Source organism: Serratia sp. YC16 (assembly GCF_009707615.1).
In the GTDB taxonomy this organism is placed as follows: Bacteria; Pseudomonadota; Gammaproteobacteria; order Enterobacterales; family Enterobacteriaceae; genus Serratia; species Serratia surfactantfaciens.
Map to the genome: position 1 here is coordinate 643,744 of NZ_WLYN01000002.1, position 24,039 is coordinate 667,782.

A 24,039-nucleotide genomic window follows, 5' to 3' on the forward strand; every position below is an offset into this window, starting at 1 on the left:
CGTTCAGCGGGTGGCGAACACCACCAGCTGATAACCTTTTTGTCCGCAGTGGAAAGGCGTCAGCGCCGTCATGCCCAGCCCCTGCACGTGAGCGGCCAGCGAATGCGGGTTGTCGTCGTCGATAAACAGCGCGCCCACGTCGTAGTCATGGCGGGTGTGCGCTTTGACCGCGTCGTAGAGGCGTTTCAGCACGCCCTTGCCGCGCCAGGCGGCGTCGAGGCAGACCGGGCCGTAGAGAAACACTCGCTGCTCGCTCAGCGCCCGGCCAGCGAAGGACTGCGTGACGAGCGTTGCCAGCATCGCGTCCACCACCGGCGGCCGCGGTTGCACGTCGGCGGGCATCAGGCAAACAAATCCTGCCAGTTGGCCATCCTGTTCCGCCACTACTATGCCGATGCCGCGGTTGATCGCCGCCAGCTGTGCCTCATTCATGCGCGAAACGATAAATCCCTGCCTTTTTTGGCGCTCGTCGAGCGCTTCCGGCACGTTTTCCCCCTGCAGCTGCAAAATGGCGGGGTAGTCACTGGGACGGGCCTGACGAATAATCATGTTGCCTCCTTGGCGATAAAATCTCTGGAGCGGATTAGCGCTCATCCCATTCATCGGCGGCGGCCTGGCCCTCTTCGGTGTCCAGCGGCGGCTCGAGCTGGAAGTCGCCTTCTTCCCATTCGTACAGGGTATTTTCGTCTATCCACTCGGTGGTGATCTCCACCTCGTCGTAGTCACCGTCGAAAATCGCCTGCGCCGCCGCACCGCTGCGTAGCGTCAGGCATTCCACCGCTTCGCCTTCGTCTTCGAAGAACTCCGCCTGCCACATCGTATCGCCATCCTGCATCACGTACTTTTGCAGATTGAACTGCTGCGGCACCGGCGGTTCGCCATCGCTGCCGCCTTCTGCGGTGTCGATAAACTCTTCGCGTGCGGCCTCGATGGCTTCTTCCAGGGTTGCATACAGGCTCATGTTCGCCTCCGTTGACGATGAGAGTAAAGCGCCCGGCGTACTGTTGGCGCGGTGGGAGAAATATCAAAACTAATTGTTGTCTGACTGGCGCAGGATGCAAATTTTTTTATTGTCCGTTGTGCGACGACGATTGTCTGCAAAGCGGGAGAAGCAGAGGCGGAGGCGGGAAATAATGAACTTATCGTTCACTCAGGCGTCAGGAGAAGCCCATGTTAATCGACCCTTCACACAAATACCGACCGTTCCCGCCGGTGGCGTTACCGGATCGCCAGTGGCCTTCACGCACGCTGCGACAGGCGCCGCGTTGGTGCTCCAGCGATCTGCGCGACGGCAATCAGGCGCTGGCGGAGCCGATGGATAATGCGCGCAAACGCGAGTTTTATCAGTTGCTGTTGCAGTGCGGTTTCAATGAGATCGAAGTGGCTTTCCCTTCGGCGTCGCAAACGGACTTCGACTTTGTGCGCGCGCTGATCGACGAGCGGCTGATCCCGGACGACGTCACGATTCAGGTGCTGACGCAGTCGCGCGATGATCTGATCGATCGCACTTTTGAGGCATTGCAGGGCGCCCCGCGGGCCATCGTACATTTGTATAACGCCACTGCGCCGATGTTTCGCGACATCGTGTTCCGTCAGGATAAGGCGGCGACCGTGGCGCTGGCGGTGAACGGCGCGCGCCGCATTCGCCGACATTGCGAGGCGCAGCCCGATACCGCCTGGTGCTTCGAGTATTCGCCGGAGACCTTCTGCTTTACCGAATTGGAGTTCGCGCTGGAGATCTGCGAAGCGGTGGCGGATGTATGGCAACCGGGGGCACAACGGCCGATGATCATCAATCTGCCGGCGACGGTGGAGGTGAGCACGCCCAACGTGTATGCCGATCAGATCGAATGGTTCTGTCGCCATTTCAGTCGTCGCGCCGACGTGACGATCAGCGTGCACCCGCATAACGATCGCGGTACTGGCGTGGCTTGCGCGGAGCTGGCGCTGTTGGCCGGCGCCGACCGCGTCGAAGGTTGTCTGTTCGGCAACGGCGAACGCACCGGCAACGTCGATCTGGTCACGCTGGCGTTGAATCTCTATACCCAGGGCGTGGCGCCGGGCCTGGACTTCAGCCGCCTGAAGCAGGTGGTGGAGGTGGTGGAGCAGTGCAATCAGCTGCCGGTGCATCCTCGCCATCCTTATGCCGGCGAGTTGGTGTTTACCGCCTTCTCCGGTTCGCATCAGGATGCGATCAAGAAAGGCTTCGCCGCACAGCGGCAGCGGCAAGACGGCCGCTGGCAGGTGCCTTACCTGCCGCTCGATCCCGCCGATGTCGGTTGCAGCTATGAGGCGGTGATCCGGGTCAACAGCCAGTCCGGCAAAAGCGGCGCCGCCTGGCTGTTGGAACAGAATCATGGGCTGGCGTTGCCGCGCGGTTTGCAGATCGATTTCAGCCAGGTGGTACAGCGGGCGACCGACGGCAGCGGTAAGGAAATGAGCGTCGCACAGCTGTGGCGTTTATTCCGCGACACTTACGGGCTGGTGGAGCAGCCGTGCTTGCAGCTGCTGAGCTACCAGACGGAAAGCCACGGCGCAGAGGCATACAGCTTCAACGCACGAGTCGCTTGCGCAGGAGAACAATTGCGGCTGCAGGGAGCCGGCAACGGTCTGCTTTCCAGCGCGGTGGATGCGTTACGTCAGCGTTTCGGCTTGCCGTTGGCGATCGAGGATTACCACGAACACACGTTAGGGCATCAGAGCGACAGTCGAGCGGTGGCCTACATTCGCTGCGTCTTGCCGCATGGAGAGGCGAGCTACGGCGTTGGCATCGACGTCGACTCCGCCAGTGCCTCGCTGCAGGCGCTGTTCAACGTTGCCGGGCGCTATCTGGCGTCGCGGTTCGAGTGAAATAGTCGCTGGGCGCGACGCCCAGCACCCGGCGAAACATGGCGCTGAACGCGCTGGGGCTGTCATAGCCGAGATCCAGCGCGACTTCCAATACTGAACGGCCGGTCGCCAGCGCGTTTAATGCCGCCAGCAAACGGGCGCGTCGCAGCCAATCGCTAAAACGCAGCCCGGTTTCTCGCTGGAAGCGTCGTGACAGGGTGCGTCCGCTGACGCTGAGGCGAGCGGCCGCCTGTTCCAGCGTCCAGGGCTGCGCCGGTGAGGTCTGTATATGGCGGCACAGGGCGAGCAGCGAGGCTTCGCGCGGTTCCGGCAGGTGCAGCGGCAGGATCGGCAGCATCCTTAACTCATCCAGAATCAGTTCCATCACCCGCTCATCGCGCCCGCCGCTTGGGTAGCCTGGCGCAATCTCCATCGCACAGATAATCAGCTCGCGCAGCAATGGCGAAACCTGCACCACCTGGCATTGGGCCGGCAGATCGGCGCGCGCCAACGGATCGACGAACAACGTTCTGGCTGCCACCTGGCCAGTGATGCGCAGGCTGTGCACCATTTTCGCCGGCACCCAGACGCCGCGGCCGGGCGGCACAACCCAGCTGCCAAGCCGGGTTGTGACCTGCACTACACCGCTCAGGCTGTGTATCAGCTGTGCGCAATGATGGTAGTGCTCCGGCTCGCTGTCGCCGTGGCGATAATCTTTGGCTAATGGCCGGATAGGCTGATTGGCCGGCAGAACGTCGTGAAACAACAGCATGGTGAGTGTTCTCCGCGCGGCGAAAAGGGAATAACAGCATGCCATGAGGCGCGGTTTAGCACCAGCCGGTGGCGCGGCACGGTTAGATGGTATATAAAATGATATTATATAATTTTATAAATTGTTTGGAGGGTCAATGGACATAGACGCGATGCGCAAGGCGGCGGCGCAGGCCGGCGCGATGCTGCGCACCTTAGGCAATGAAGATCGGCTGCTGCTGCTGTGCCGGCTCAGCCAGGGAGAAATGGCGGTGAGCGAGTTGGCGCAGGCGCTGGATATCCGCCAGCCGACGCTGTCCCAACAGCTTGGCGTGCTGCGTGAGGAAGGCTTGGTCTCCACCCGGCGCGCCGGCAAGCAGATTTACTATGCGGTGGCCGATGCCAAAGCGCTGGCGCTGCTCCATACCCTGTATCAACTCTATTGCCCACAGCCGGAGAACCGCGATGAACATTGACTGGCAACATTTCACGCCTTATTCCGCGTTGGCGGGCGGGGCCATTATCGGCGCAGCGGTGGCGCTGCTGCTGCTGTTCAACGGCCGGATCGCCGGTATCAGCGGCATTACCGGCGGCTTATTGAGCGCCGGCGGTCGGGAGCGGGGCTGGCGCGTCGCATTTATTGGCGGGTTGTTGCTCTCTCCCTGGCTGTATGCTGCCGCTGCGGCTTTGCCGTCCGGTGAGATCGCGACCGGCAGCGGCTGGCTGGCGGCCGCAGGGCTGTTGGTGGGATTGGGCACTCGATTGGGCAGCGGTTGCACCAGCGGGCACGGCGTGTGCGGCGTCGCAAGGTTGGCGCCGCGTTCGCTGGCCGCCATGGCGGTGTTCATGCTGCTGGGGTTTATGACCGTCTGGCTGATGCGCCACCTGTTGGGAGGGTGAAAATGCTTAAATCGTTGTTGGCGTTGCTGAGCGGCGTCATTTTCGGTCTGGGGCTGATCGTCGCCGGCATGGCCAATCCGGCTAAGGTGTTGGCGTTTCTCGACGTTACCGGCCAGTGGGATCCTTCGCTGGCGTTAGTGATGGCTGGGGCGATCGCGGTAGCGGCGCCGGCCTTCCTGTGGGCGCGGCGACGCGAACGGAGCCTGTTGGGGGAAACATTGCAGATACCGGCCGCCGGACGTGTGGATCGCCGTTTGCTGGCGGGCAGCGCGCTGTTCGGCATCGGCTGGGGCATCGCGGGCATCTGCCCCGGCCCCGCCTGGGTGCTGGCGGGAGCGGAGATGCAGCGGGTGTGGCCGTTCCTGTTGGCGATGCTGGCGGGTATGGCGCTGTATGAAATTATCATGAGGCGGAGGCGTTCATGTCGATAGCCAAAGCGGTGTTGCGCATCGCGCGCCCCACGGATCGGTTGCAAGAGATCGCCGCGCTGTATTGCCGCGGGTTGGGATTCGAAAGGCTGGGCGAGTTTGTCGATCATCAGGGCTTTGACGGCATTATGATCGGGCATCCGCAGCATGCCTACCATCTGGAGTTCACACAGCATCGCGGAGTGCGAGTCGGACAGGCGCCGACGCAGGATCATCTGCTGGTGTTTTATCTGCCGGATGAGAACGATTGGCGCGCAGCGTGTGAGCGGATGCGGGCGGCGGGGTTCCTATCGGTCGCCGCCTATAATCCCTATTGGGATCGGGCGGGGCAAACCTTTGAAGATCCTGATGGCTACCGGGTGGTATTGCAACATCAGGCCTGGCAAGCATAAAAAAAACCGGCGCATCGAGCGCCGGTTTGCGAGATGAAAACGGTTTATCCGTCAGGCGTTGGTCGCCGGTTTTGGCGCGCTCTTGGACTGGGTATTTTCCAGCATGCGGCGAATCGGTACGATCAACACAATCAGCACGGCGGCGCAAATCAGCAGCGCGACTGAGCAGCGAGCGAACAGATCAGGCAGCATATTCAGTTGGTCGGCCTTGACGTGACCGCCGATCAGACCGGCCGCCAGGTTGCCCAGCGCACTGGCGCAGAACCACAGCCCCATCATTTGCCCGCGCATTCTCTCCGGCGCCAGCAGCGTCATGGTAGCCAGCCCGATCGGGCTCAGACACAGTTCACCCAACGTCAGCATCAGGATGCTGCCCACCAGCCACAGTGGCGATACGCCGGCGCCGCCATTGCTCAGCACGTTCTGCGCGGCCAGCATCATCAGGCCGAAGCCGCCGGCGGCGCACAGGATGCCGATCACGAACTTGGTGATGCTGCTCGGACGCACGTTATTGCGCGCCAGCGCAGGCCAGGCCCAGCTGAACACCGGCGCCAGCAGGATGATGAACAGGGCGTTGATCGACTGGAACCACACCGCCGGGATCTCGAAGCCGCCAATCATGCGATTGGTGTAATCGTTGGCGAACAGGTTGAACGAGGTCGGTTTCTGCTCAAACGCCGACCAGAAGAACGCGGCGGAGATCAGCAGGATGAAGCACACCAGCAGGCGTGCGCGCTCTTTGCGGCTCAGGCCGGCAAAGGCGAACAGATAGATGAAGTACAGGGTGACCGACGCGGCGATCACGTACACCAGCACGCTGGCCACCTCGACCGGGTTGATGACGATGGTGCCTTGTGCGATCAGCACGATGACGGCCACCAGGATGGCCGCCAGCGCCAGCAACCAGGCGCCGACGCCTTTTTTCTTCGCGACCGGGCTGTTCCAGGTGGAGTCCAGGCCCACTTCGCGGTCATAGCGTTTCATTGCCGGTACGGCGAACACCCGGAAGATCACCAGCGCCACCAGCATCCCGATACCGCCGATGCCGAAGCCCCAGTGCCAGCCGTGTGATTTGATCAGCCAGCCGGAGATCAGCGGAGCGATGAACGAGCCGATGTTGATGCCCATGTAGAACAGCGAGAAACCGCCGTCGCGGCGCGCATCGCCTTTCTTGTACAGCGTGCCGACCATCACCGAGATACAGGTCTTGAACAGGCCGGAACCGAGCACGATGAACATCAGGCCGATGAAGAACAGGTTGGTGCCCATCACCGCGGACAGGGCGATCGACAGGTGGCCGAGCGCGATCAGGATCGAGCCGTACCAGACGGCCTTGCGTTGGCCGAGCCAGTTGTCCGCCAGCCAGCCGCCCGGCAGCGCCGCCAGGTACATGCTGCCGGCGAAGATGCCGACGATCGCCGAAGCGTTCTCACGCGCCAGACCCAGACCGCCGTCGTACACGGTGGCGGCCATAAACAGGATCAGCAGCGGACGGATGCCGTAGAACGAGAAGCGCTCCCACATTTCGGTGAAGAACAGCGAACCCAGCGGATAGGGATGGCCGAAGAAGGTCCGGCTTTCTGACTTATTGACAGAGGATTGCATAACGATTTCCCAATAAAAGGCGCTGCAAGGCTGCAGCCCGTACTGTGGTATGTATGTGTATTTAATGAAGGCGCTCCGCCCAATGCGGATTACCCGACAAAACCGCGGCTGCAACGCTGATAAACCGTGGAAAGCGTGCTGACCTTTTCTTCACTTGGCCGATGGTTCACATCTGGCGTGATATTATTTAACCATTTGATAACTGGTCGTTGGTTTTGTCTAGTACCTGTATCCCATTTTTTAGACGAAAAGTCGACAAGCATCTCCTTTTCTGGTTTTTCCGTTGGTTAAAGCAGGAATAAGATTGACAGCGGGTTTTATGTGCTGAAAGTTTGTTTTTTGTTGATAAACAAACTGTTGCGATAAGAATGTTCTGAGTGAGGCGAAAATTCACCGCTTCGGGGGAGGCACTATTAAAAGTAGGGGAAATGCGCCGTTGATCCGGTCAACGGCGAAAACTGGCGATAAATGCAGCTATTGTTCCTCTTGCAGCGTGTCTTCCCGCATGTATCCCGGGCGCCGCCGCAGACACCACCAGGAATAGCCGGCGTTGAACAGCACCACCAGCGCGGTGACGCAGAAGACCGCGCGGAAACCGTAGCCGGCGGAGACCGCGGCGCCGAGCAACGGACCGCTGACGTTGCCGACATCGCGGAACGACTGGTTGTAGCTGAAAATACGACCGGCCACCTGATTGGTGCAGTTATAAATCAACAGCGTCTGTACCGCCGGCAGCAGCGCGCCGTCGGCCGCCCCCAGCAGAAAACGCAGTACCCCAAGCTGCCACGGCGTTTGCACGAACGCCATCGGGATCAGCAGCAGCACCGAAAGGAGCAGCATGCATACCAGAATCCGCTCCGGGCCGATGCGATCGCCCAGTTTGCCCAGCCGCGGGGCGCTCATCAAGGCCGCGACGCCGGGCACAGAGGCGATCAGCCCGCTGATAAACGCCAGATTATGGGTGGCGCCGGCCAGATCGCGCACATACAGCGTCAGGATCGGCGCAATCGAGCCGGTGGCGATCTGAATGATCATGGTGGTGACGAACAGGCTGAGCACCAGCTTCGGGTTCTTCAGCGAGGCGAACACCTGCCGTGCGTGCAACATGTCGCGTTTTTGCACTGGAGTGAATTGCTCTTTGACATACAGCAGCGTCAGCACGAAGCAGACGAACAGCACCGCAGCGGTGATGTAAAACACCGGGCGCAGGCCGTACAGATCGGCCAACAGGCCACCGATCAGCGGGCCGATCAGCGCACCGCCTACGCCGCCGGTAGACAGGGTGCCCAGGGCCCAACCGCTGCGGTTGCGCGGCACCTGGGTGGCGATCAGCGCGTTGGCGTTGGGGATGAACCCGCCGAGCAGCCCCAGCACCGCGCGCAGCGCGAGAAACTGCCAGACCGTTTGCGCCATGCCCATCAGCACCATGACGATCGCCATGCCCAATGCGGAGCGCAGCAACATCAGTTTGCGGCCGCGTCGGTCGGCCAGAGCGCCCCAAAACGGCGCGGCGATAGCGGAAAACAGGAAGGTGATGCTGAACAGCAGGCCGGACCACATGTTGAGCGCCTGATGGCCGGTTACGCCCAGCGTCTCTACGTACAGCGGTAGAAACGGCATCACCAGGCTGAAGGCGGCACCGGTGAGAAAACATCCCAGCCAGGCGACGAAAAGGTTGCGTTTCCAGTTAACGGGTTCTGCTGCCGAAGCCATAAATGTCCACTGCCGAAAGGTGACGCGTTTTGCCAGCGGCAAGGTGAAGGGGCAAAACGTGAAAGTTAGCCTGATAAGTATGCGCCGCCAGCGCGGCAACGGCAAACGAGGGGACGAAGATCGGGGTAAAAATGAAATAAAGTTTTAAAAATGGCGTTTAAACCTTATTCCGCGCTTATCGCGCGGAATTTACAGCGTTTTATAGTCCGGCCAGCGCCTCGAAACCGGCGGCGGTGGTGGTGGCGCTAAAGTCGGTGACCTCATAGTGGGCCACGGCGTTGAAGGGATCTTCGGCCAGGATGGCGTCCAGACGCGCGCGTTCAATGCCCTTGGCCAGGATCACGCCGCCGGTGCGGGGATTCTTGCGGCCGGAGGCGACGAAGGTGCCGTCCTGAAAATATTGTTTAAGCCAGGCGATGTGCCCGTCAAGGTGGCTGTCGACTTCGGCAATCGGGCGATGGTAGGTCAGGCTGACAATGTACATAGCGGCTCCAGGGTTGGCGGCAAAGGCTTTACCATCCCACCCTCGCCGGCGATTCTCAAGGGGCGCGCAATAAAAAACCCGCCGGCGGCGGGTTTTTAGGTCAGTACAGCGAAGGCTCGCCTTCCGGGCGAGTCTTGAAGCGGCGATGCAGCCACATGTACTGGTCCGGCGCCATCAGGATCTCTTTTTCCACCACTTTATTCATAAAGGCGGCGGCGTCGAGTTCGTTATCCAGCGGGAAGTTCTCCACCGCCGGCTGCATGATGAGCTCATAGCCTTTGCCGTCCGGCAGGCGGCGCGGGGTGAACGGAATGATCGCCGGCTTGCCCATCCGCACCAGCACGTAGCTGCCGGTGGTGGTGGCGGCTTTGTCCACCGCGAACAGCGGCACGAAAACGCTGCTGCGCGGGCCGTAGTCGTGATCCGGCGCATACCAGATGATATCGCCCTGTTTCAGGGCGCGGATCATGCCTTTGACGTCCTTGCGATCCAACATGGATTTATTGGAGCGCATGCGTCCCCAGGTTTGCAGCCAGTCCATCAGCTTGTTGTCGTGCGGGCGGTAAACGCCGATGCCTGGGTTGTGAATGCCGAAGATGCGCGCGCCCAGCTCCAGCGTCAAAAAGTGCAGGCCAATCAGCAACACGCCCTGATGGTTATCGCGCGCTTTTTGGATATGCTCCAGGCCGCTGACCTTGAACCAACGCTCGATGCGCCAGTTCGGCCAGAACCACGCCATGCCGGTTTCAAACAGACCCATGCCGACCGACTCGAAATTCTTTACCACCAGCGCATCGCGTTCGGCCTGCGGCATGTCGGGAAAACAGAGCTCGAGGTTACGTTGGGCGATAACGACGCGCCGCTTGAGAAAGCGCATGGAAAACCGACCGATCGAGGTGCCGAGCCAGTAGATGACGGGGTAAGGCAGCAACACCAGCAGATACAGCAAGCCGATGCCTACCCAGGTCAGCCAGTAGCGCGGGTGCAATAAGGAACGATTGAAAGTAGGAACTTGAGTCATGGATTCTCTGTTTGAATACGGTTGTTTAAGTGTAATGACAGAGTCATAGCATGGTCTGGCGGCGGATATGCTCGGCCGTCAGGTTCGTTTCTGCCGTTTGTTTGCGACTATTGTGGCATTTTTCTGGCGCGTCGGGAAAAAACAACGCATTAAAATCCCCTTTTCGGCGTTAAATATGCATCAGGTGCGGGATTTTTCCACAAAATTTCCTGTGCAAGGACAACGGCATGGGCATCTTCGGCGATGTTATGGTGCACAAGGCAGCGATATGGCGGCCCTTGGCTCGTGCGCAGCTGTGCGCTGCGCCGGTTTTTCGGGTATGATGTGCGCCGCGCGCGGGCCGGTTGGCAGCGCGCGGTATCAGTCACCTCCCGAAAGACAGGAAAGTACACCATGCCAGTGTTACATAACCGAATTTCTAACGAGGAACTGAAGGCGCGCATGCTGGCGGAAACCGAGCCGCGCACCACAGTTTCTTTTTATAAATACTTCTCCATCGACGATCCCAAAGCGTTTCGCGACAGCCTGTACGTTCAGTTTGAAAAACTGAAGGTGTTCGGCCGCATCTACGTGGCGAAAGAGGGCATTAACGCGCAGATCAGCGTGCCGCAGCATAACTTCGACGCGTTCAAAGCCGCGCTGTTCGCCTCGCACCCGGCGCTGGATCAGGTGCGCCTGAACATCGCGCTGGAAGACGACGGCAAATCCTTCTGGGTGCTGCGCCTCAAGGTACGCGAGCGCATCGTGGCCGATGGCATCGATGACGACAGCTTCGATCCGAGCAACGTCGGCGAGTATCTGCAGGCCGATCGCGTCAATCAGATGATCGACGATCCGAACACGGTATTCGTCGATATGCGCAACCACTATGAGTACGAAGTCGGTCACTTCGAAAATGCCATCGAGGTGCCATCGGATACCTTCCGCGATCAGCTGCCGATGGCGGTGGAGATGCTGCAGGACAGCAAAGACAAAAACATCGTCATGTACTGCACCGGCGGCATTCGCTGTGAAAAAGCCAGCGCCTATATGCTGCACAACGGCTTTAAAAACATCTACCACGTGGAAGGCGGGATCATCGAGTACACTCGCAAAGCGAAAGAGCAGGGGTTGCCGCTGAAGTTTATCGGCAAAAACTTCGTGTTCGATGAGCGCATGGGCGAACGCATCTCCGACGATGTGATCGCCAACTGCCACCAGTGCGGTGCGCCGTGCGATACCCACACCAACTGCAAGAACGACGGCTGCCACCTGCTGTTCATTCAGTGCCCGAGCTGCGCCGCCAAGTTTGAAGGGTGCTGCAGCGAGATTTGCCGCGAAGAGCTGAAGCTGCCGCGCGAAGAGCAGCGCGCGCGCCGTGCCGGCCGTGAGAATGGCGTCAAGATCTTCAATAAATCGAAAGGATTGTTGCAGACCACGATGCACATTCCGGCACCGGAAGAAGAAGGCCCAGCCCGCTGAGCCTGACGAAATGAGAAGCCCGGCCGTCTGGCCGGGCTTTTTTTATTTCTCGCGCACGCCTTCTACGGAGATGATCAGCTCAACGTCTTGCGATGCCGGGCCCAGATCGGTGGTGATGCCGAAGTCTTTCAGCTTGATCTTGCCGTTGGCTTCAAAGCCGGCGCGGTAGCCGCCCCACGGATCGTTGCCCTGGCCAATCAGTTTGGCGTCCAGCGTAACCGGCTTGGTCACGCCGTTCAGCGTCAGGTTGCCGACCACCGCATAACCGTCGCCGTTTTTCTTCACTTCGGTGGATTCAAACTTGGCCTGCTTGTTCTTCTCCACGTTGAGGAACTCGGCGCTGCGCAGATGCTTGTCGCGCTCGGCGTGGTTGGTGTCGACGCTGGCGGTATTGATGGTCACATTGACCTTGTCCTTGGACGGATCTTTTTCGTCGAAGGTGAAGCCGCCGTCGAAGTCTTTAAAGCTGCCGTACAGCCAGCTGTAGCCCAGGTGCTGGATGCGGAACTCGATAAAGGCGTGTTGGCCCTGTTTGTCGATCTTGTAGTTCGCCGCCAGTGCGGAACCGGCGCTCAGCAGCAGGGCGCCTGCGGTCAGGCCCAATACGGTCTTTTTCAACATAGCAATCTCCATAAATCCAAAGGTTAATCGGCGCTGCTACCCAGCATCCGTTTCAAAGTGACATCACGATCGATAAAGTGATGTTTAAGCGCGGCCAGCCCGTGCAGTACCGAAAGCACGACCACGGTCCAGGCCAGGTAAAGGTGTATGGCGCCGGCGGTATCGGCCTGTTCGGCCATACCGGTGACGGTGGCGGGCACGTTGAACCAGCCGAACACGCTGATCGGCTGGCCGTCGGCGGTAGAGATCAGATAGCCGCTGATCAGAATGCCGAACAACACGGCGTACAGCGCCAGATGCGCGAGGATGGCGCTGACGCGAGTGAGGCGGCCATAGCTGGCCAAAGGCTTGGGCGGCGGCGAGACAAAGCGCCAGATCACGCGGATCACCATGACGATGAACAGCAGCGCGCCGATGCTTTTGTGGATCTCCGGCGCCTGGTGGTACCAGACGTCGTAATAGCCCAGCGTGACCATCCACAGGCCGAGCGCGAACATGCCGTATACCGTCAGCGCCACCAGCCAGTGGATCAACACTGACACATGGCCGAAACGATCGGCGGTATTTTTCCAGAGCATCCTGTTTCCTTCGATTACCGATTGGCTGGCTGCAATAATTAAACTTTAGGAAACATAAAATCAATAATAAATTTAACTATGTTACTACTTTGAAATATTAGTCAGTGAATTTGTTTGAGATGTTGGGAGTTAATCAGATAAATCGTTGAAGATGATATTATTTTGCTCACGTAAAATTTATGCTAGTTGTTGAAAATTAGGATTATTCTTTATTAACGTCAGCTTTTGTCATTTTACGTAAATTCTGCATGAATTGCTCGGCGGGATTATTTGTTGGCAAAGGTTATGCCTATTTCTTGCGACGAGAGAAGGGCGAAAAGATTAGTTTCATCGAACGGTTGCGTTAAATCCCCTGCGGCGCGGCGGCGGAATTTTGCTACCATTAGCGCCAAGAGACGGCCCCATGAGGCCGGTTAACCCAGTGAAATAACAAGGAAACGTCATGGGCCGTACCCGCGTGACCGACAGCAGCCTGCGCCTGGCCGTCCTGCTGGCGATGTTGGTGATCATTTTGGCCGGGGTGAAAGCCGCCGCCGATATCGTGGTGCCGTTTTTACTGGCGGTGTTTCTCGCCATGGTGCTGAACCCGCTGGTGGCGATGCTGGAACGCAAGCGCGTGCCGCGCATCGTTGGCGTCACGCTGCTGGTGACGGCGGTGATCGTGGTCGTGATGCTGTTTATCGGCATGTTAGGCGCTTCGCTCAATGAGTTCGCCCGCTCGCTGCCGCAGTATCGCGGCATGATGATCGAGAAGCTGCGCGAGCTGCAGCATTACGCCGACCGCATCAACATTAGCCTCTCCAGCGAAGCGATGCTGCAGTATGTCGATCCCAGCGCGGCGATGAATCTGGTCACCCGCATGCTGGGGCACTTGTCTGGCGCCATGACCAACGTCTTCCTGCTGCTGATGACCGTGGTGTTCATGCTGTTCGAAGTGCAACTGCTGCCTTACAAGCTGCGGCAGGCGCTGGATAAACCGGACGAGGGGCTCGCCGCGATGCGGCGAGCGCTGGATGGCGTGACGCGCTATCTGGTGATTAAAACCATTATTAGCCTGGCCACCGGGGTGATCGTCTGGATCTTTCTGGCGGCGGTCGGCGTGCGCTTCGCCTTTATCTGGGGGCTGCTGGCGTTTCTGCTCAACTATATTCCCAATATCGGCTCGGTGTTGGCTGCCATTCCGCCGCTGATTCAGGCGCTGCTGTTCAACGGATTGGGCGATGCGCTGGTGGTAGCGGGCGGCTTTATCGCTATCAACATGGTGATCGGCAATATCCTCGAGCCGAGAGTGATGGGGCGCGGGCTGGGGTTATCGACGCTGGTGGTATTCCTGTCGCTGATCTTTTGGGGCTGGCTGCTCGGGCCGGTCGGCATGCTGCTGTCGGTGCCGCTGACGATCGTGGCGCGCATCGCGCTGGAGACTACCGAGGGCGGCTATCGGCTGGCGGTCATTTTGGGGGACGGTCGCCCGCCGCGTCAGCCTCCGATGCCGCCGGAGTGAGGAAGATTTTTCCGTTTACGCCTGGCTGGGCGGCATGCCGCAGCGCCGCAGCGAACTGGTGAAGAGGGTAAATCGCAGCGGGCGGGCGCAGCGCCAGCTCCCCGCGTCGCAGCAGCTGGAAGAGCTGATAAAACGCCGTCTGCCACTGCGCCGGTGCTGCCTGTGCGTTCCATTTGCGCAGGTGAAACAGCGAAGCGCGCAGCTTCAGCTCGTCCACCACGCGCCGCCAGTCCACCTGACGCCCACCTAAAAGGCCCAGCGCCACGAAGTCGCCGCCGGTGCGAACCGCCCGCGCCAGCTGCAAGCCGTCTTCTCCACCGATGCAGTCGATGGCCGCGCGGGCGCCAAAATTCGTCATCTGTGCCAACTGAGGCGCGTCGATAACGCGCCAGGCGCCGGCGGCCAGCAGCGCCGGGCGATGAGCGGCGTTGCGCGCCACGATCGCCAGACGAATGCCGCGCAGCGCCGTCAGCTGCGCCAGCAGCAGGCTAACGGCGGAGCCGCCGCCGTTAAGCAGCAGCACGTCGCCGGCGGTGAGCGACAGCCATTGCGTCAACAGCACCCAGCAGGTGAGCGGGTTGATATAGATTTGCGCCGCGCTGGCGTCGTCGATGTCGTCCGGCACCCAGACCACCCGCTCGTCAGGCAGCGTGACGAAGGTTTGCCAGCTGCCGTCACCGGCTACCGCCAGCGCGCGTCGGCCGGTTGAGCGCCCGCTTTGCGGATCGACGATGACGCCCACGCCTTCATACCCCGGCACCTGCGGCAGGGCGATGCGGTGCGCATATTGACCGTGAATCGGGATCAGGTCGGAAGGGTTGATCGGGGCATAGCGCATCCGCAGCAACCGCTGGCCGGGGCGCAGTGGCGGTTTGATCGCCTGCTGCAGTTCCAGCACCTCGGCGGGGTCGCCAAAGCGGTTGAAGCTCAGTCGGGGAAATGACGACGACATGGGTTACATCACGAAGAAGAAATAGACATCCAGCGCCAGCAGCACCAGCCACAGACACAGGTACAGCACCAGGTGCTCGCGCACGTTGTTGACGATCGCCGCCAGAATTCGGTTTAACATTTCAGCCGCCTGAAGAAAGGGACCTTTGATTATAGTCCTTTTCTTGGCGTCTTTTATAGCGCGCCGCGTGGGGGCGGTGGGCGAATGGCGATAAAAAAGCCTGCGTTATCGCAGGCTTGATGCTAAACCGCCAGCAGCGCCAACGGCGTCGAATTGGTTGGTGCACTCGGCGGATAGAAGTAGCGCAGTACGTTATACAGCGAGTAGAACTCCAGGCGATTGCGCGCGTTGATCTTCTCCGTAATGTGACGTTTGTGCACGTACACCGTATGCGAGCTGATCTGCAGTTTCTTCGCGATGCGGTAGTTGGGCATTTCCGCCATCCAATATTTCATCACCGTCAGTTCCTGCGGGCTGAACAGCGAACGCTCTTCGCCGTCATCGGCCAGCGCCAGCGGATTTTCGCGCAGCATGCGCAAGGTGAACGGCAGGATGCTTTTATTGAACAGAAATGCGTTATCGGCGATACGCATTGGCGTTTCGCTGTAAGGGTAAGGGGTGTCGAGATAGATGAACAGCAGGGCGGACTGGCTGGCTTCCATAAACGCCAGCAGCTGCGCGTCGGCTTCGTTATAGCGGCATTGGTTGCTGAGGTTCACCAGTATATGACTCGGCTGAAAGCTGGCCAACAGCGGCGTAGCGTGTTCAATGCTATGGCAGCATTTGATCGTCGTAATTCCACTATCCGCAAAGTAGCTGGCTATACCGACCCGGGTGAAGCAGCATTCGTCCACGACAAGTAGTTTCATGGTGACGTCCTTGTTGAAAGCCGATGGAGCATATCTTCTGTAAAATAGGACTTACACTGCAAGTGTTCAATTCGGAAATTCAATTGCTGAATACAAGAAATTTCCGTTATCAGGATTTTTACTTGATATTTAAAAGCGTTAGCAGGTTAATAAATTGTAACCATCAAATTTCGCTGTCCAGGGACAAGGGTGAATGCGGACAGCGAAATCCTTCGCTCAACGAAATCGCTTCAGGCCAAAGCAGGAAACGTCGACCGGCGGCGCTTTGTCCTGCGCGAACAGCGCGGCGATCTCGCCCAGTGCGCTGGCGAACTTGAATCCGTGGCCACTCAAGCCGCTGATGACCATCAGGCGATCGCAATCCGGCAGGGTATCGATAATAAAATCTTCGTCGGGGCTCATATCGTAACTGCAGGCTTCACCGTGTAAACATACGCCTACACCCGGCAAAAACTGCCGCAGGAAGGCGAAGACTTCCGTGCCGTCGCTGGCATAGCTGCCGAAGGGTTTACGCTGCTCGGGGGCATCCATCGGCTGGCCGCCGTCGTGCTTGCCTATTTTCAGCCCGTCGTTGTCCGCCGGGAAGCCGTAATAGTGCGTGCCGTCTTGCGCTTCGACGGTAAAGGCCGGGAAACGATTGTTCACGCTGTAGCGGCCGTCCGCCTGGTGCCAGGAGAAGACCTTGCGCAATGGCGTGACCGGCAATTGCGGCAACAGCGCTTTGACCCAGGTGCCGGCGGTAACTACCGCTTTGCGCGCCGTAAAGCGCCCTTCGCCGGTGACGACCTCCACACCGCCATCGATAGGCGTTACCGCGTTGACCGGGCAGTTGAACAACTGACTGCAGCCGGCTTCTTTCGCCAGCTTGATCAGGCCGGCTACCGCCAGCTCGGAACGCAGGAATCCGGCGTCCGGCTCGAAGACGCCGACGTAGCCTTCCGGCGCACGGAATTCCGGCCAACGTTGATTGATCTGTTCGGCGCTGAGGGTTTGCGCGTTCAGGCGGAATTGTTGTGCGCTGTGCTGCGCATTGCGAATGAATTCGGACTGCTGCGGCCCCAGGTTGAGCACGCCGCACGACTGGAACAGCTCCTCGCCGGATTGCTGAATCAGCGCATTCCACAGCGCCTGCGCGCGCAGCACCAACGGTACGTATTTTTCGCCTTCGCCGTAAGCGTGACGGATAATGCGGGTATCGCCGTGATGGCTGCCGTTGCGGTGCGGCGGGATGGCGCTGTCGATCATCAGCACTTTCAAGCCGGCGCGCGTGGCGTAATAACCTGCCGCTGCGCCGACGGAACCGCTGCCCACCACAATCAAATCATATTCCACGTGCCCACCTTCTCTGATAGCGATTTCTTATCGGCCCATGATAAAAGTTTGGCGAGCGCAATGCACTGATTGAACGGCGAAAGGCAAAGAAAAAGGCGCCGGGAATGGGGCGCGGCGCCTTAGGGGTTAGGGGACGATGAATCAATGCTTTCTGCGATCAAGATCCTGGTAATCCGTAGCTTCAATTTTGGCGATGCCGGCCTCTAAGATATTGATTAATTGACGGGCGACATCTGTGGTCAGCCAAAGCGTTCGGTCTACTTGGGCTTCTTCGGGCGTTTGGTCTAGTGAAGACAGGTAATGAAGGCGTATCATCATGGCGTCGTAAACGTCGACAGTACTGATATCCCAACCGACAAGCGGGTGCGTCTGAATTACTTCATCATTTCTGTCCATAAAGACCCCTTATTGAGTAGTAACTACCGTGAGTGACTAACGAGGATCAATGCGGCTCATCATCATGAGAGCAATTACAGTATACGCATCCGCTTTCATCGGTGGAGGGGGTTGTCACCGAAATTTGCAAAATAAATATTTATTTGAACAATTATTCTACAAATTCGTATGCGATTCTGTGGATGAAAAGCGCGGCGGCGTTATTCCGCGCCGGCAGGCGGCGGTGAGCCGTGCAGGCATTTTTCCAGCTCCTCGGCCAAATGCGCGAAATGCTTTTGCGTTTCGGCGTCGCGGTTCTGGCTCTGCGATTCCAGCTTCAGGCTGTGGATCAGCAATTGATTGGCTTTGTCATCCAGGCTGAATGCCAGATAAGAGAAAGCCACTTCCAGTACGTTCAGACGCCTTTTCTGATCGGCAATCAGCGCCAGCAATTCGCCAAACGTCATCGCGTCTTCGGATTTCACCTTGTCCGGGGCCATGCTAACTCCTTTGCGTTAAAAACAGTATGCAGCGGATTTTGTTCCAGAATAAGGGTAAGCGATGAAAGAGCAGGGCGCCAGAAACAAAAAAGCCGGAGAGCGACCCCCGGCAAAAACAGCATTGCAGTGTTATTCTGCGCTGAACCATTCGTCCGCGCTTTCCCAGGTTTCCTGAAGGATTTCCTCGATCAGATCCCGGTCGGTTTTGGCACCCCCCAGCACGGAGAGCCCGTTGGTGCCGGCATAGCGGACGTGCACGACGGCGTCTGGAAACTGGCGATTGACCCGCTTGCCCAGTTCACCGGTCAGCGCCTCAATGGCGCCCGACGGCAGCGGCCGGGTTTTATCTATAGTGACTTCAACACGCATAATTGCCCCCGAAGCGATTTACTGTTTATTTATACAGTTAACCGCGAGCGGGAGCAAGTAGGGAAAGCAAAAATATCAGTCTTTCAACGACCAGCTTAAGGTTTCGCCGGCCAGGAAGGGGATGACGGACTCATCGCCCAGGGCGATCGCTTCCGGCTGGGTGGTTGGCACGCGCTGCAGCTCGATGAAGTCTTCGTTGAGAGGCAGGCCGTAGAAGCGCGGGCCGTTGAGCGAACAGAAGGCCTCGAAGTGCTCCAGCGCGCCGAGCTGTTCGAAAACGGCGGCGTAAGCCGGGATGGCATTCGGTGCGTTGAAACAGCCGGCGCAGCCGCAGCTGGACTCCTTGCGATGCTTGAGGTGCGGCGCAGAGTCGGTGCCGAGGAAGAAACGGTCCGAGCCGCTGGCCACCGCCTGGCGCAGCGCTTCCTGATGCACATTGCGCTTGAGGATCGGCAGGCAGAACAGGTGTGGGCGAATGCCGCCGACCAGCATGTGGTTGCGGTTGAACATCAGGTGCTGCGGCGTGATGGTGGCGCCGAGGAAACGGTTGCCTGCCTGCACGTATTGAGCCGCTTCTTTGGTGGTGATGTGCTCGAAGACGATTTTCAGTTCCGGGAAGTGACGGCGAATAGGTTCCATCACCTGTTCGATAAAGCGCGCCTCGCGGTCGAAGATATCGACGGCAGGATCGGTCACTTCGCCGTGGATAAGCAGCGGCATGCCGATTTTTTGCATCTGCTCGAACAACGGGTAAATGCCGGTCACGTCGCTGACGCCGTGGCTGGAGTTGGTGGTGGCGTTGGCCGGATACAGCTTGGCGGCGGTAAACACCCCTTGCTCGAAGCCGTTGATCAGTTCACTGGCCGCCAGGGAGTTGGTCAGGTAGCAGGTCATCAGCGGAGTGAAATTGTGGCCCTGCGGAACCGCCGCCAGAATGCGATCGCGGTAGGCGCGCGCGGCGGCCACGGTCGTTACGGGCGGAACCAGGTTCGGCATCACGATCGCCCGGCCAAATACCTGGCTGGTATAGGGCACCACGGTTTTCAGCATCTCATCGTCACGCAGGTGAATATGCCAGTCGTCTGGGCGGCGGATTTTCAGAACTTGAGGTTGTGCGGTCATCTAGCTAGGCTCCGGCGGTCAAATACGTCTAATGAAAAGCGAATAATGGGTTTATTCACGCCGGGGTGTAAGGATAAGCGGAAAGTGCCGCAGATGCATCTGTTTGTTGCCGACAAGTTGAAATCAATGTGCCAGCAGGCGCATAGTGGCAGGGATTTCAACGATGCCGACATGATTAGGGTCGACTGCCATCAAGTGGAAAGGGAGAAAACAATGGAAGTACGCGTTATCGCCACCCTGCAAGCAAAAGCGGGATTTGAGGCCGCCGTCAGCGAAGCGGTGCACGACATACTCGAGCCTAGCCGCCAGGAGTTGGGCAATCTGCAATATGATTTGCATCGCGACCTGGAAAAACCGGGCGTCTTCGTGTTCTTCGAGCGCTGGGCCAGCAGCGAAGCGCTGGATAAGCATAATAAGACGGCGCATTTTCAGCAGTTCGTCAGCCGGCTCGATGGCAAGCTGGATGTTTTGGACATCAAAAAGCTGAAGAAGATCGCCTGAACCTTTTTGCAGCCAAGAAAAAACCCGCCGATGGCGGGTTTTTTTTAGGGTTGCAGATTAACTTATTCGTTAACCGGCTGCGGCTTGGTGGCCGGCGCGGTCGCCTGGCTCACCGCCGAGTGACCGCCGGCGGAACCTTTGCCTTCAAAGTTGAAGGAAGGGCGCTGCCAGTCGCTGTGCTTGCGTTCTTCCGGCACGTAGGCAGGCGCAGGCGCTTTAGTCATCGGCGCAGTGGCGATGTGCTTGTACAGCACGTCCTGCACGGCTTTCACCGGCGTTGGTTGTTGAACAACCGCAGGCACAGGTTCAGCGGCGATAGTCGCAGGAGCTTTTTCCTCCGGGGCCACTTCCACGGCGGCGGCTGCAGGCGCTGTTTCTGCCACAGGCGCAGCTTCTACCGGCGCAGCGACGGCCACAGGGGCCTCTTCCGCTGGTGCGGCAGTTTCAACCACAGGTTCTGCCGCAACGGTTTCAGCTACCGGCTCGGCTTCCACTGCCGGGGCAGTTTCTTCCGCTTTCGGCTCTTCAACCGCGACAGCTGCCGGCGCTGCTGCTACCGGCGCAGGGGTTTCCTCGGCCGGGGTAGCAACGACTGCGGCTTCTTCCGCTACGGCGACGGTAACAGTTTCAGCGGCGGCTTCTGGTGCCGGTTCGTTGACGCTGGCCACGATCTGCGCTTCTTCCACGGCAACGCTGTGCTGTTCAACCGCTGCGGCGACAACGGGTGCCGCTGCCTGTTCTACGGTTTCGGTCTGCACTTCGGCTTCTTCAACCTGAGCGACCGGGTAGCTCACCCACACTTTGCCCGACGCCATTTCCGGCGAAGCGAAGGCGCCCGCCAACGGCATTGGGGATTGCAGCGGGTAACGCTCATCGCGGTAACGACGGCGACGCTGGCCGCTGACGCGCAGGTGACGCGGTGAACGACGGGAACGGCGCGGCATGCCTTCGCCGTTGCCGCGGTTTTCACCTTGGGCATCGTCTTCCGGTTGTGCAGCAACGGTTTCCGGCAGCAGCTTGACGCTGTCGTCGGCAGTCGGCTGCGCGTCTTCGGCTTTCGCTACCGGCGCTTTCGGCGCCAACAGCTCTTCCGCTGCACGCTGCAGTTCTTCTTCCGCAGACAGGATACGCACTTTCTGCGACAGTGGACGGCGCTGACGGCGCTGCATGTTCTGCTGCTGGCGTTCTTCCTGCTCTTCGTCGGTGCTCTCGACCGCTTCAACGCTTTCCAGCGCTTTCACTTCCTGCTGAGCCTGACGTTTCTCTTCCTGACGACGACGCTGGCGTTCAGCACGCTGCTCACGGCGCTGCTGCTGATCTTCGCGCGGCGCTTTAGCGCTTTCTTCCGTTGCGGTTTCCTCAGCTACCGGCGCGTTCTGCTGCTGGTTGCGGCGGTTACGGCGCTGCTCATCGCGGGATTCACGCGATTCACGGCCTTCACGGTTCTCACGCGGTTCACGGTTGTCGCGCTCGCGATTGTCACGGCCTTCACCGCGCTCTTTACGCTCGCCGCGTTCCGGACGATCGCCACGCTCACCGCGCTCTTTACGGCCGGTGCCTTGGCGGCGCTGACCGCGACGATCCTGACGACGGTTTTCACCGTTGCCTTCCGCTTTCGGCGTTTCGGCCGGTTTGGCTTCTTCGACGGCAGGTTGTTCTTCACCGGCGAACAGGCTCTTAAGACCACCGAACAGGCGGCCCAGGAAGCCTGGCTTGGCGGCGACCGGCGCTGCGGCTTTAGCCTTGGCGGCTGCAGCGACAGGTTTGGCCACGGCGACAGGCTCTTCAGCCGGCGGCGGCGCATCGGCGGACAGCGAGAAGGAAGCCAGGGCCGGTTGCTCCGGACGCTTGCGTTCCATCGGCGCATCTTCCAGCGGGCGCTCCATGTCTTCTTCATGCAGCTTCGGCAGCAGGTAGCTGAGGGTGGAAGTCTCTTCACCCTTACGCACGCGCAGCACCGAGTAGTGCGGGGTTTGCATCTGATCGTTCGGCACGATGACGGCTTTCACGCCGCCCTGGCGTTTTTCGATCGCGCTGACGGATTCGCGCTTTTCGTTCAGCAGGTACGAAGCGACCTGAACCGGCACGATAGCGTGAACTTCTTTGGTGTTTTCCTTCAGCGCTTCTTCTTCGATCAGACGCAGGATGGACAGCGCCAGCGATTCGTTGTCGCGAATGGTGCCGGTGCCGTTACAGCGCGGGCACACATGGTGGCTGGACTCGCCCAGCGACGGGCTGAGGCGCTGACGCGACATTTCCAGCAGGCCGAAGCGGGAGATGCGGCCGATCTGGATGCGCGCGCGGTCCTGACGCACGGCGTCGCGCAGGCGGTTTTCCACTTCGCGCTGGTGGCGTACCGGCGTCATGTCGATGAAGTCGATGACGATCAGGCCGCCGAGGTCACGCAGGCGCAGTTGGCGCGCGATCTCGTCCGCCGCTTCCAGGTTGGTGTTGAACGCCGTCTCTTCGATGTCGCCGCCTCGGGTTGCGCGCGCGGAGTTGATATCGATGGCGGTCAGCGCCTCGGTGCTGTCGATGACGATCGAACCGCCGGACGGCAGGCGCACTTCGCGCTGGAAGGCGGATTCGATCTGCGATTCGATCTGGTAGTGGCTGAACAGAGGGATCTCACCGCTGTACAGTTTGATCTTGCTGCTGAAATCCGGGCGGCCCAGCGCAGCGATGTGCTCTTTGGCCAGATCGAGAATTTTCGGGTTGTCGATCAGGATTTCGCCGATGTCCGGGCGCAGGTAATCGCGGAAGGCGCGCACGATAACGTTGCTTTCCTGATGGATCAGGAACGGCGCAGGGCGGCCTTCGGCGGCTTTTTTAATCGCTTCCCAGTGCTTCAGGCGGAAGGAGAGATCCCACTGCAGCGCGTCGGCGGATTTGCCTACGCCCGCGGTGCGAACGATCAGGCCCATGCCGTCCGGCAGTTGCAGCGAAGAGAGCGCTTCTTTCAGCTCGGTGCGATCGTCACCCTCGATGCGGCGAGAAATGCCGCCGGCGCGCGGGTTGTTCGGCATCAGCACCAGATAGCTGCCCGCCAGGCTGATGAAGGTGGTCAAGGCGGCGCCTTTGTTGCCACGTTCTTCTTTGTCTACCTGAACGATGACTTCCTGGCCTTCGCGCAGCACATCTTTGATGTTCGGGCGGCCATGGGAAGAGTAATTGCTAGGGAAGTATTCGCGGGCGATTTCTTTAAGAGGGAGGAAACCATGTCGTTCTGCGCCGTAGTCCACGAACGCTGCTTCAAGACTTGGTTCAATGCGGGTGATTTTGCCTTTGTAAATATTCGCTTTTTTCTGCTCATGACCCGGACTTTCGATATCCAAATCATACAGCCGCTGTCCATCTACGAGGGCAACACGCAACTCTTCCTGCTGAGTTGCGTTAATCAACATTCTTTTCATCTTAACTTACTCGTTATTTTTACATTATCGACAAAGCTGCGGGCAAAATAACCTCATGGCCGGAGTTAAACCGAAAGCCCCGTGTCTTCTCGCAAAGCCGTCAACCTCACGGTTGTCGCCTGCATAGGGGCGCATTATCTCGGTAAGCCTGCCTTTCTTTGTGAAAGGCAGCACTTTTACTAGGGGAATAGCCTCTGATTTACGTCGACAGATCTGATTCCATTTGCCGGCCAAGCTGCAACCCGCAGCCCGCTAATTGTTTGATTTCGCATTACGTCTTACGCCATTGCTGCGTTTTTGCGCGATCAGACAAATTTTATAAT

At 59.2% G+C, this 24,039-nt stretch carries 26 protein-coding genes; 8 read left to right on the forward strand and 18 right to left on the reverse strand.

Annotation, left to right across the window (positions count from 1 at the left end; all coding sequences use genetic code 11):
* Positions 1-3 precede the first annotated feature (3 nt).
* Together GKN89_RS10435 and GKN89_RS10440 are read right to left on the reverse strand one after the other, a co-directional pair.
* A complete protein-coding gene (locus tag GKN89_RS10435; protein ID WP_019455869.1) occupies positions 4-549 on the reverse strand; it encodes a GNAT family N-acetyltransferase in 546 nt (181 codons plus the stop codon).
* Positions 550-583: 34 nt separating this feature from the next.
* Complete coding sequence (locus tag GKN89_RS10440; protein ID WP_063919182.1) at positions 584-961, reverse strand: MysB family protein; 378 nt, start codon at positions 959-961, stop codon at positions 584-586.
* A 209-nt stretch (positions 962-1,170) separates the two neighbouring features.
* On the opposite strand from GKN89_RS10440, the gene leuA reads away from it, so the two are divergent.
* Positions 1,171-2,850: a 2-isopropylmalate synthase gene (gene leuA / locus GKN89_RS10445; protein ID WP_154746922.1), complete on the forward strand. Its 1,680-nt coding sequence runs from the start codon at positions 1,171-1,173 to the stop codon at positions 2,848-2,850.
* On the opposite strand, the gene GKN89_RS10450 is transcribed toward leuA, so the two are convergent.
* Positions 2,810-3,601, reverse strand: a complete 792-nt coding sequence (locus tag GKN89_RS10450; RefSeq protein WP_019455866.1) for a helix-turn-helix transcriptional regulator — start codon at positions 3,599-3,601, stop codon at positions 2,810-2,812. The two genes, leuA and GKN89_RS10450, sit on opposite strands and share 41 nt — an antisense overlap.
* Positions 3,602-3,737: 136 nt before the next feature.
* Here GKN89_RS10450 and GKN89_RS10455 point away from each other — a divergent pair, with 136 nt between their 5' ends.
* From GKN89_RS10455 to GKN89_RS10470, 4 genes are read left to right on the forward strand one after another with little or no spacing between them, the layout of a single operon-like run.
* Entirely contained in the window at positions 3,738-4,055 is a 318-nt protein-coding gene (locus GKN89_RS10455) for a helix-turn-helix transcriptional regulator (protein WP_019455865.1), read from the forward strand.
* The gene (locus tag GKN89_RS10460; RefSeq protein ID WP_154746923.1) at positions 4,045-4,479 is read left to right on the forward strand and encodes a YeeE/YedE family protein; all 435 of its coding nucleotides are present in this window, start codon (positions 4,045-4,047) and stop codon (positions 4,477-4,479) included. Before GKN89_RS10455 ends, GKN89_RS10460 begins: the two co-directional genes overlap by 11 nt.
* A gap of 2 nt (positions 4,480-4,481) precedes the next feature.
* Positions 4,482-4,910 carry a YeeE/YedE family protein gene (locus GKN89_RS10465; RefSeq protein WP_019455863.1) on the forward strand — a complete coding sequence of 143 codons (429 nt, stop codon included), beginning with the start codon at positions 4,482-4,484 and terminating at the stop codon, positions 4,908-4,910.
* Positions 4,901-5,299: a VOC family protein gene (locus GKN89_RS10470; protein ID WP_019455862.1), complete on the forward strand. Its 399-nt coding sequence runs from the start codon at positions 4,901-4,903 to the stop codon at positions 5,297-5,299. The genes GKN89_RS10465 and GKN89_RS10470 overlap by 10 nt, the downstream gene beginning before the upstream one ends.
* A gap of 51 nt (positions 5,300-5,350) precedes the next feature.
* On the opposite strand, the gene GKN89_RS10475 is transcribed toward GKN89_RS10470, so the two are convergent.
* The 4 genes from GKN89_RS10475 to GKN89_RS10490 form a co-directional block, all read right to left on the reverse strand.
* Positions 5,351-6,904 (reverse strand): peptide MFS transporter, encoded by a 1,554-nt coding sequence (locus GKN89_RS10475; RefSeq protein ID WP_019455861.1) that lies wholly within the window; start codon positions 6,902-6,904, stop codon positions 5,351-5,353.
* 474 nt (positions 6,905-7,378) lie between these two features.
* Positions 7,379-8,617: a multidrug efflux MFS transporter MdtG gene (gene mdtG, locus GKN89_RS10480; protein WP_019455860.1), complete on the reverse strand. Its 1,239-nt coding sequence runs from the start codon at positions 8,615-8,617 to the stop codon at positions 7,379-7,381.
* 199 nt (positions 8,618-8,816) lie between these two features.
* Positions 8,817-9,101 carry a YciI family protein gene (locus GKN89_RS10485; RefSeq protein ID WP_063919185.1) on the reverse strand — a complete coding sequence of 95 codons (285 nt, stop codon included), beginning with the start codon at positions 9,099-9,101 and terminating at the stop codon, positions 8,817-8,819.
* A 100-nt stretch (positions 9,102-9,201) separates the two neighbouring features.
* A complete protein-coding gene (locus GKN89_RS10490; RefSeq protein WP_025159951.1) occupies positions 9,202-10,122 on the reverse strand; it encodes a Kdo(2)-lipid IV(A) acyltransferase in 921 nt (306 codons plus the stop codon).
* A gap of 393 nt (positions 10,123-10,515) precedes the next feature.
* On the opposite strand from GKN89_RS10490, the gene GKN89_RS10495 reads away from it, so the two are divergent.
* Complete coding sequence (locus GKN89_RS10495) at positions 10,516-11,583, forward strand: rhodanese-related sulfurtransferase (protein WP_063919186.1); 1,068 nt, start codon at positions 10,516-10,518, stop codon at positions 11,581-11,583.
* Positions 11,584-11,625: 42 nt separating this feature from the next.
* Here GKN89_RS10495 and GKN89_RS10500 read toward each other — a convergent pair whose 3' ends face one another.
* Complete coding sequence (locus GKN89_RS10500; protein WP_019455856.1) at positions 11,626-12,204, reverse strand: YceI family protein; 579 nt, start codon at positions 12,202-12,204, stop codon at positions 11,626-11,628.
* A gap of 23 nt (positions 12,205-12,227) precedes the next feature.
* Complete coding sequence (locus GKN89_RS10505) at positions 12,228-12,782, reverse strand: cytochrome b (protein WP_019455855.1); 555 nt, start codon at positions 12,780-12,782, stop codon at positions 12,228-12,230.
* A gap of 442 nt (positions 12,783-13,224) precedes the next feature.
* Between GKN89_RS10505 and GKN89_RS10510 the strand changes: the two genes are divergently transcribed.
* A complete protein-coding gene (locus GKN89_RS10510; RefSeq protein WP_154746924.1) occupies positions 13,225-14,283 on the forward strand; it encodes an AI-2E family transporter in 1,059 nt (352 codons plus the stop codon).
* Here the strand turns inward: GKN89_RS10510 and GKN89_RS10515 are convergent.
* The 8 genes from GKN89_RS10515 to pyrC form a co-directional block, all read right to left on the reverse strand.
* A complete protein-coding gene (locus tag GKN89_RS10515) occupies positions 14,231-15,235 on the reverse strand; it encodes a zinc-dependent alcohol dehydrogenase family protein (protein WP_154746925.1) in 1,005 nt (334 codons plus the stop codon). The genes GKN89_RS10510 and GKN89_RS10515 overlap by 53 nt on opposite strands.
* 3 nt (positions 15,236-15,238) lie before the next feature.
* Entirely contained in the window at positions 15,239-15,355 is a 117-nt protein-coding gene (locus GKN89_RS10520) for a DUF2770 family protein (protein WP_004927822.1), read from the reverse strand.
* Between the two features lie 122 nt (positions 15,356-15,477).
* Entirely contained in the window at positions 15,478-16,104 is a 627-nt protein-coding gene (locus GKN89_RS10525) for a response regulator transcription factor (RefSeq protein ID WP_025159950.1), read from the reverse strand.
* A 216-nt stretch (positions 16,105-16,320) separates the two neighbouring features.
* Positions 16,321-17,436 (reverse strand): N-methyl-L-tryptophan oxidase, encoded by a 1,116-nt coding sequence (gene solA, locus GKN89_RS10530; protein ID WP_025159949.1) that lies wholly within the window; start codon positions 17,434-17,436, stop codon positions 16,321-16,323.
* Between the two features lie 141 nt (positions 17,437-17,577).
* Complete coding sequence (gene bssS, locus GKN89_RS10535) at positions 17,578-17,832, reverse strand: biofilm formation regulator BssS (RefSeq protein ID WP_004927812.1); 255 nt, start codon at positions 17,830-17,832, stop codon at positions 17,578-17,580.
* Between the two features lie 200 nt (positions 17,833-18,032).
* On the reverse strand, positions 18,033-18,311 hold the full coding sequence (locus GKN89_RS10540) for a hypothetical protein (RefSeq protein ID WP_019455850.1): 279 nt from the start codon (positions 18,309-18,311) through the stop codon (positions 18,033-18,035).
* Positions 18,312-18,440: 129 nt separating this feature from the next.
* Positions 18,441-18,680: a DNA damage-inducible protein I gene (gene dinI / locus GKN89_RS10545; protein ID WP_019455849.1), complete on the reverse strand. Its 240-nt coding sequence runs from the start codon at positions 18,678-18,680 to the stop codon at positions 18,441-18,443.
* 75 nt (positions 18,681-18,755) lie between these two features.
* Entirely contained in the window at positions 18,756-19,802 is a 1,047-nt protein-coding gene (pyrC, locus tag GKN89_RS10550; RefSeq protein ID WP_074054520.1) for a dihydroorotase, read from the reverse strand.
* Between the two features lie 213 nt (positions 19,803-20,015).
* Here pyrC and GKN89_RS10555 point away from each other — a divergent pair, with 213 nt between their 5' ends.
* Positions 20,016-20,303 (forward strand): putative quinol monooxygenase, encoded by a 288-nt coding sequence (locus tag GKN89_RS10555; protein ID WP_019455847.1) that lies wholly within the window; start codon positions 20,016-20,018, stop codon positions 20,301-20,303.
* 62 nt (positions 20,304-20,365) lie between these two features.
* Here GKN89_RS10555 and rne read toward each other — a convergent pair whose 3' ends face one another.
* The gene (rne, locus tag GKN89_RS10560; RefSeq protein ID WP_154746926.1) at positions 20,366-23,716 is read right to left on the reverse strand and encodes a ribonuclease E; all 3,351 of its coding nucleotides are present in this window, start codon (positions 23,714-23,716) and stop codon (positions 20,366-20,368) included.
* Positions 23,717-24,039: the final 323 nt, after the last annotated feature.

Coding starts and splice junctions, on each gene's coding strand:
- GKN89_RS10440 (WP_063919182.1), bottom strand. CDS start 961: ATGAGCCTGTATGCAACCCTGGAAGAAGCCATCGAGGCCGCACGCGAA.
- GKN89_RS10500 (WP_019455856.1), bottom strand. CDS start 12,204: ATGTTGAAAAAGACCGTATTGGGCCTGACCGCAGGCGCCCTGCTGCTG.
- GKN89_RS10495 (WP_063919186.1), top strand. CDS start 10,516: ATGCCAGTGTTACATAACCGAATTTCTAACGAGGAACTGAAGGCGCGC.
- GKN89_RS10520 (WP_004927822.1), bottom strand. CDS start 15,355: ATGTTAAACCGAATTCTGGCGGCGATCGTCAACAACGTGCGCGAGCAC.
- GKN89_RS10475 (WP_019455861.1), bottom strand. CDS start 6,904: ATGCAATCCTCTGTCAATAAGTCAGAAAGCCGGACCTTCTTCGGCCAT.
- GKN89_RS10460 (WP_154746923.1), top strand. CDS start 4,045: ATGAACATTGACTGGCAACATTTCACGCCTTATTCCGCGTTGGCGGGC.
- pyrC (WP_074054520.1), bottom strand. CDS start 19,802: ATGACCGCACAACCTCAAGTTCTGAAAATCCGCCGCCCAGACGACTGG.
- GKN89_RS10490 (WP_025159951.1), bottom strand. CDS start 10,122: ATGACTCAAGTTCCTACTTTCAATCGTTCCTTATTGCACCCGCGCTAC.
- GKN89_RS10485 (WP_063919185.1), bottom strand. CDS start 9,101: ATGTACATTGTCAGCCTGACCTACCATCGCCCGATTGCCGAAGTCGAC.
- GKN89_RS10555 (WP_019455847.1), top strand. CDS start 20,016: ATGGAAGTACGCGTTATCGCCACCCTGCAAGCAAAAGCGGGATTTGAG.
- GKN89_RS10505 (WP_019455855.1), bottom strand. CDS start 12,782: ATGCTCTGGAAAAATACCGCCGATCGTTTCGGCCATGTGTCAGTGTTG.
- GKN89_RS10450 (WP_019455866.1), bottom strand. CDS start 3,601: ATGCTGTTGTTTCACGACGTTCTGCCGGCCAATCAGCCTATCCGGCCA.
- bssS (WP_004927812.1), bottom strand. CDS start 17,832: ATGGACAGAAATGATGAAGTAATTCAGACGCACCCGCTTGTCGGTTGG.
- GKN89_RS10525 (WP_025159950.1), bottom strand. CDS start 16,104: ATGAAACTACTTGTCGTGGACGAATGCTGCTTCACCCGGGTCGGTATA.
- dinI (WP_019455849.1), bottom strand. CDS start 18,680: ATGCGTGTTGAAGTCACTATAGATAAAACCCGGCCGCTGCCGTCGGGC.
- GKN89_RS10435 (WP_019455869.1), bottom strand. CDS start 549: ATGATTATTCGTCAGGCCCGTCCCAGTGACTACCCCGCCATTTTGCAG.
- GKN89_RS10465 (WP_019455863.1), top strand. CDS start 4,482: ATGCTTAAATCGTTGTTGGCGTTGCTGAGCGGCGTCATTTTCGGTCTG.
- GKN89_RS10540 (WP_019455850.1), bottom strand. CDS start 18,311: ATGGCCCCGGACAAGGTGAAATCCGAAGACGCGATGACGTTTGGCGAA.
- GKN89_RS10515 (WP_154746925.1), bottom strand. CDS start 15,235: ATGTCGTCGTCATTTCCCCGACTGAGCTTCAACCGCTTTGGCGACCCC.
- GKN89_RS10455 (WP_019455865.1), top strand. CDS start 3,738: ATGGACATAGACGCGATGCGCAAGGCGGCGGCGCAGGCCGGCGCGATG.
- GKN89_RS10470 (WP_019455862.1), top strand. CDS start 4,901: ATGTCGATAGCCAAAGCGGTGTTGCGCATCGCGCGCCCCACGGATCGG.
- mdtG (WP_019455860.1), bottom strand. CDS start 8,617: ATGGCTTCGGCAGCAGAACCCGTTAACTGGAAACGCAACCTTTTCGTC.
- leuA (WP_154746922.1), top strand. CDS start 1,171: ATGTTAATCGACCCTTCACACAAATACCGACCGTTCCCGCCGGTGGCG.
- rne (WP_154746926.1), bottom strand. CDS start 23,716: ATGAAAAGAATGTTGATTAACGCAACTCAGCAGGAAGAGTTGCGTGTT.
- GKN89_RS10510 (WP_154746924.1), top strand. CDS start 13,225: ATGGGCCGTACCCGCGTGACCGACAGCAGCCTGCGCCTGGCCGTCCTG.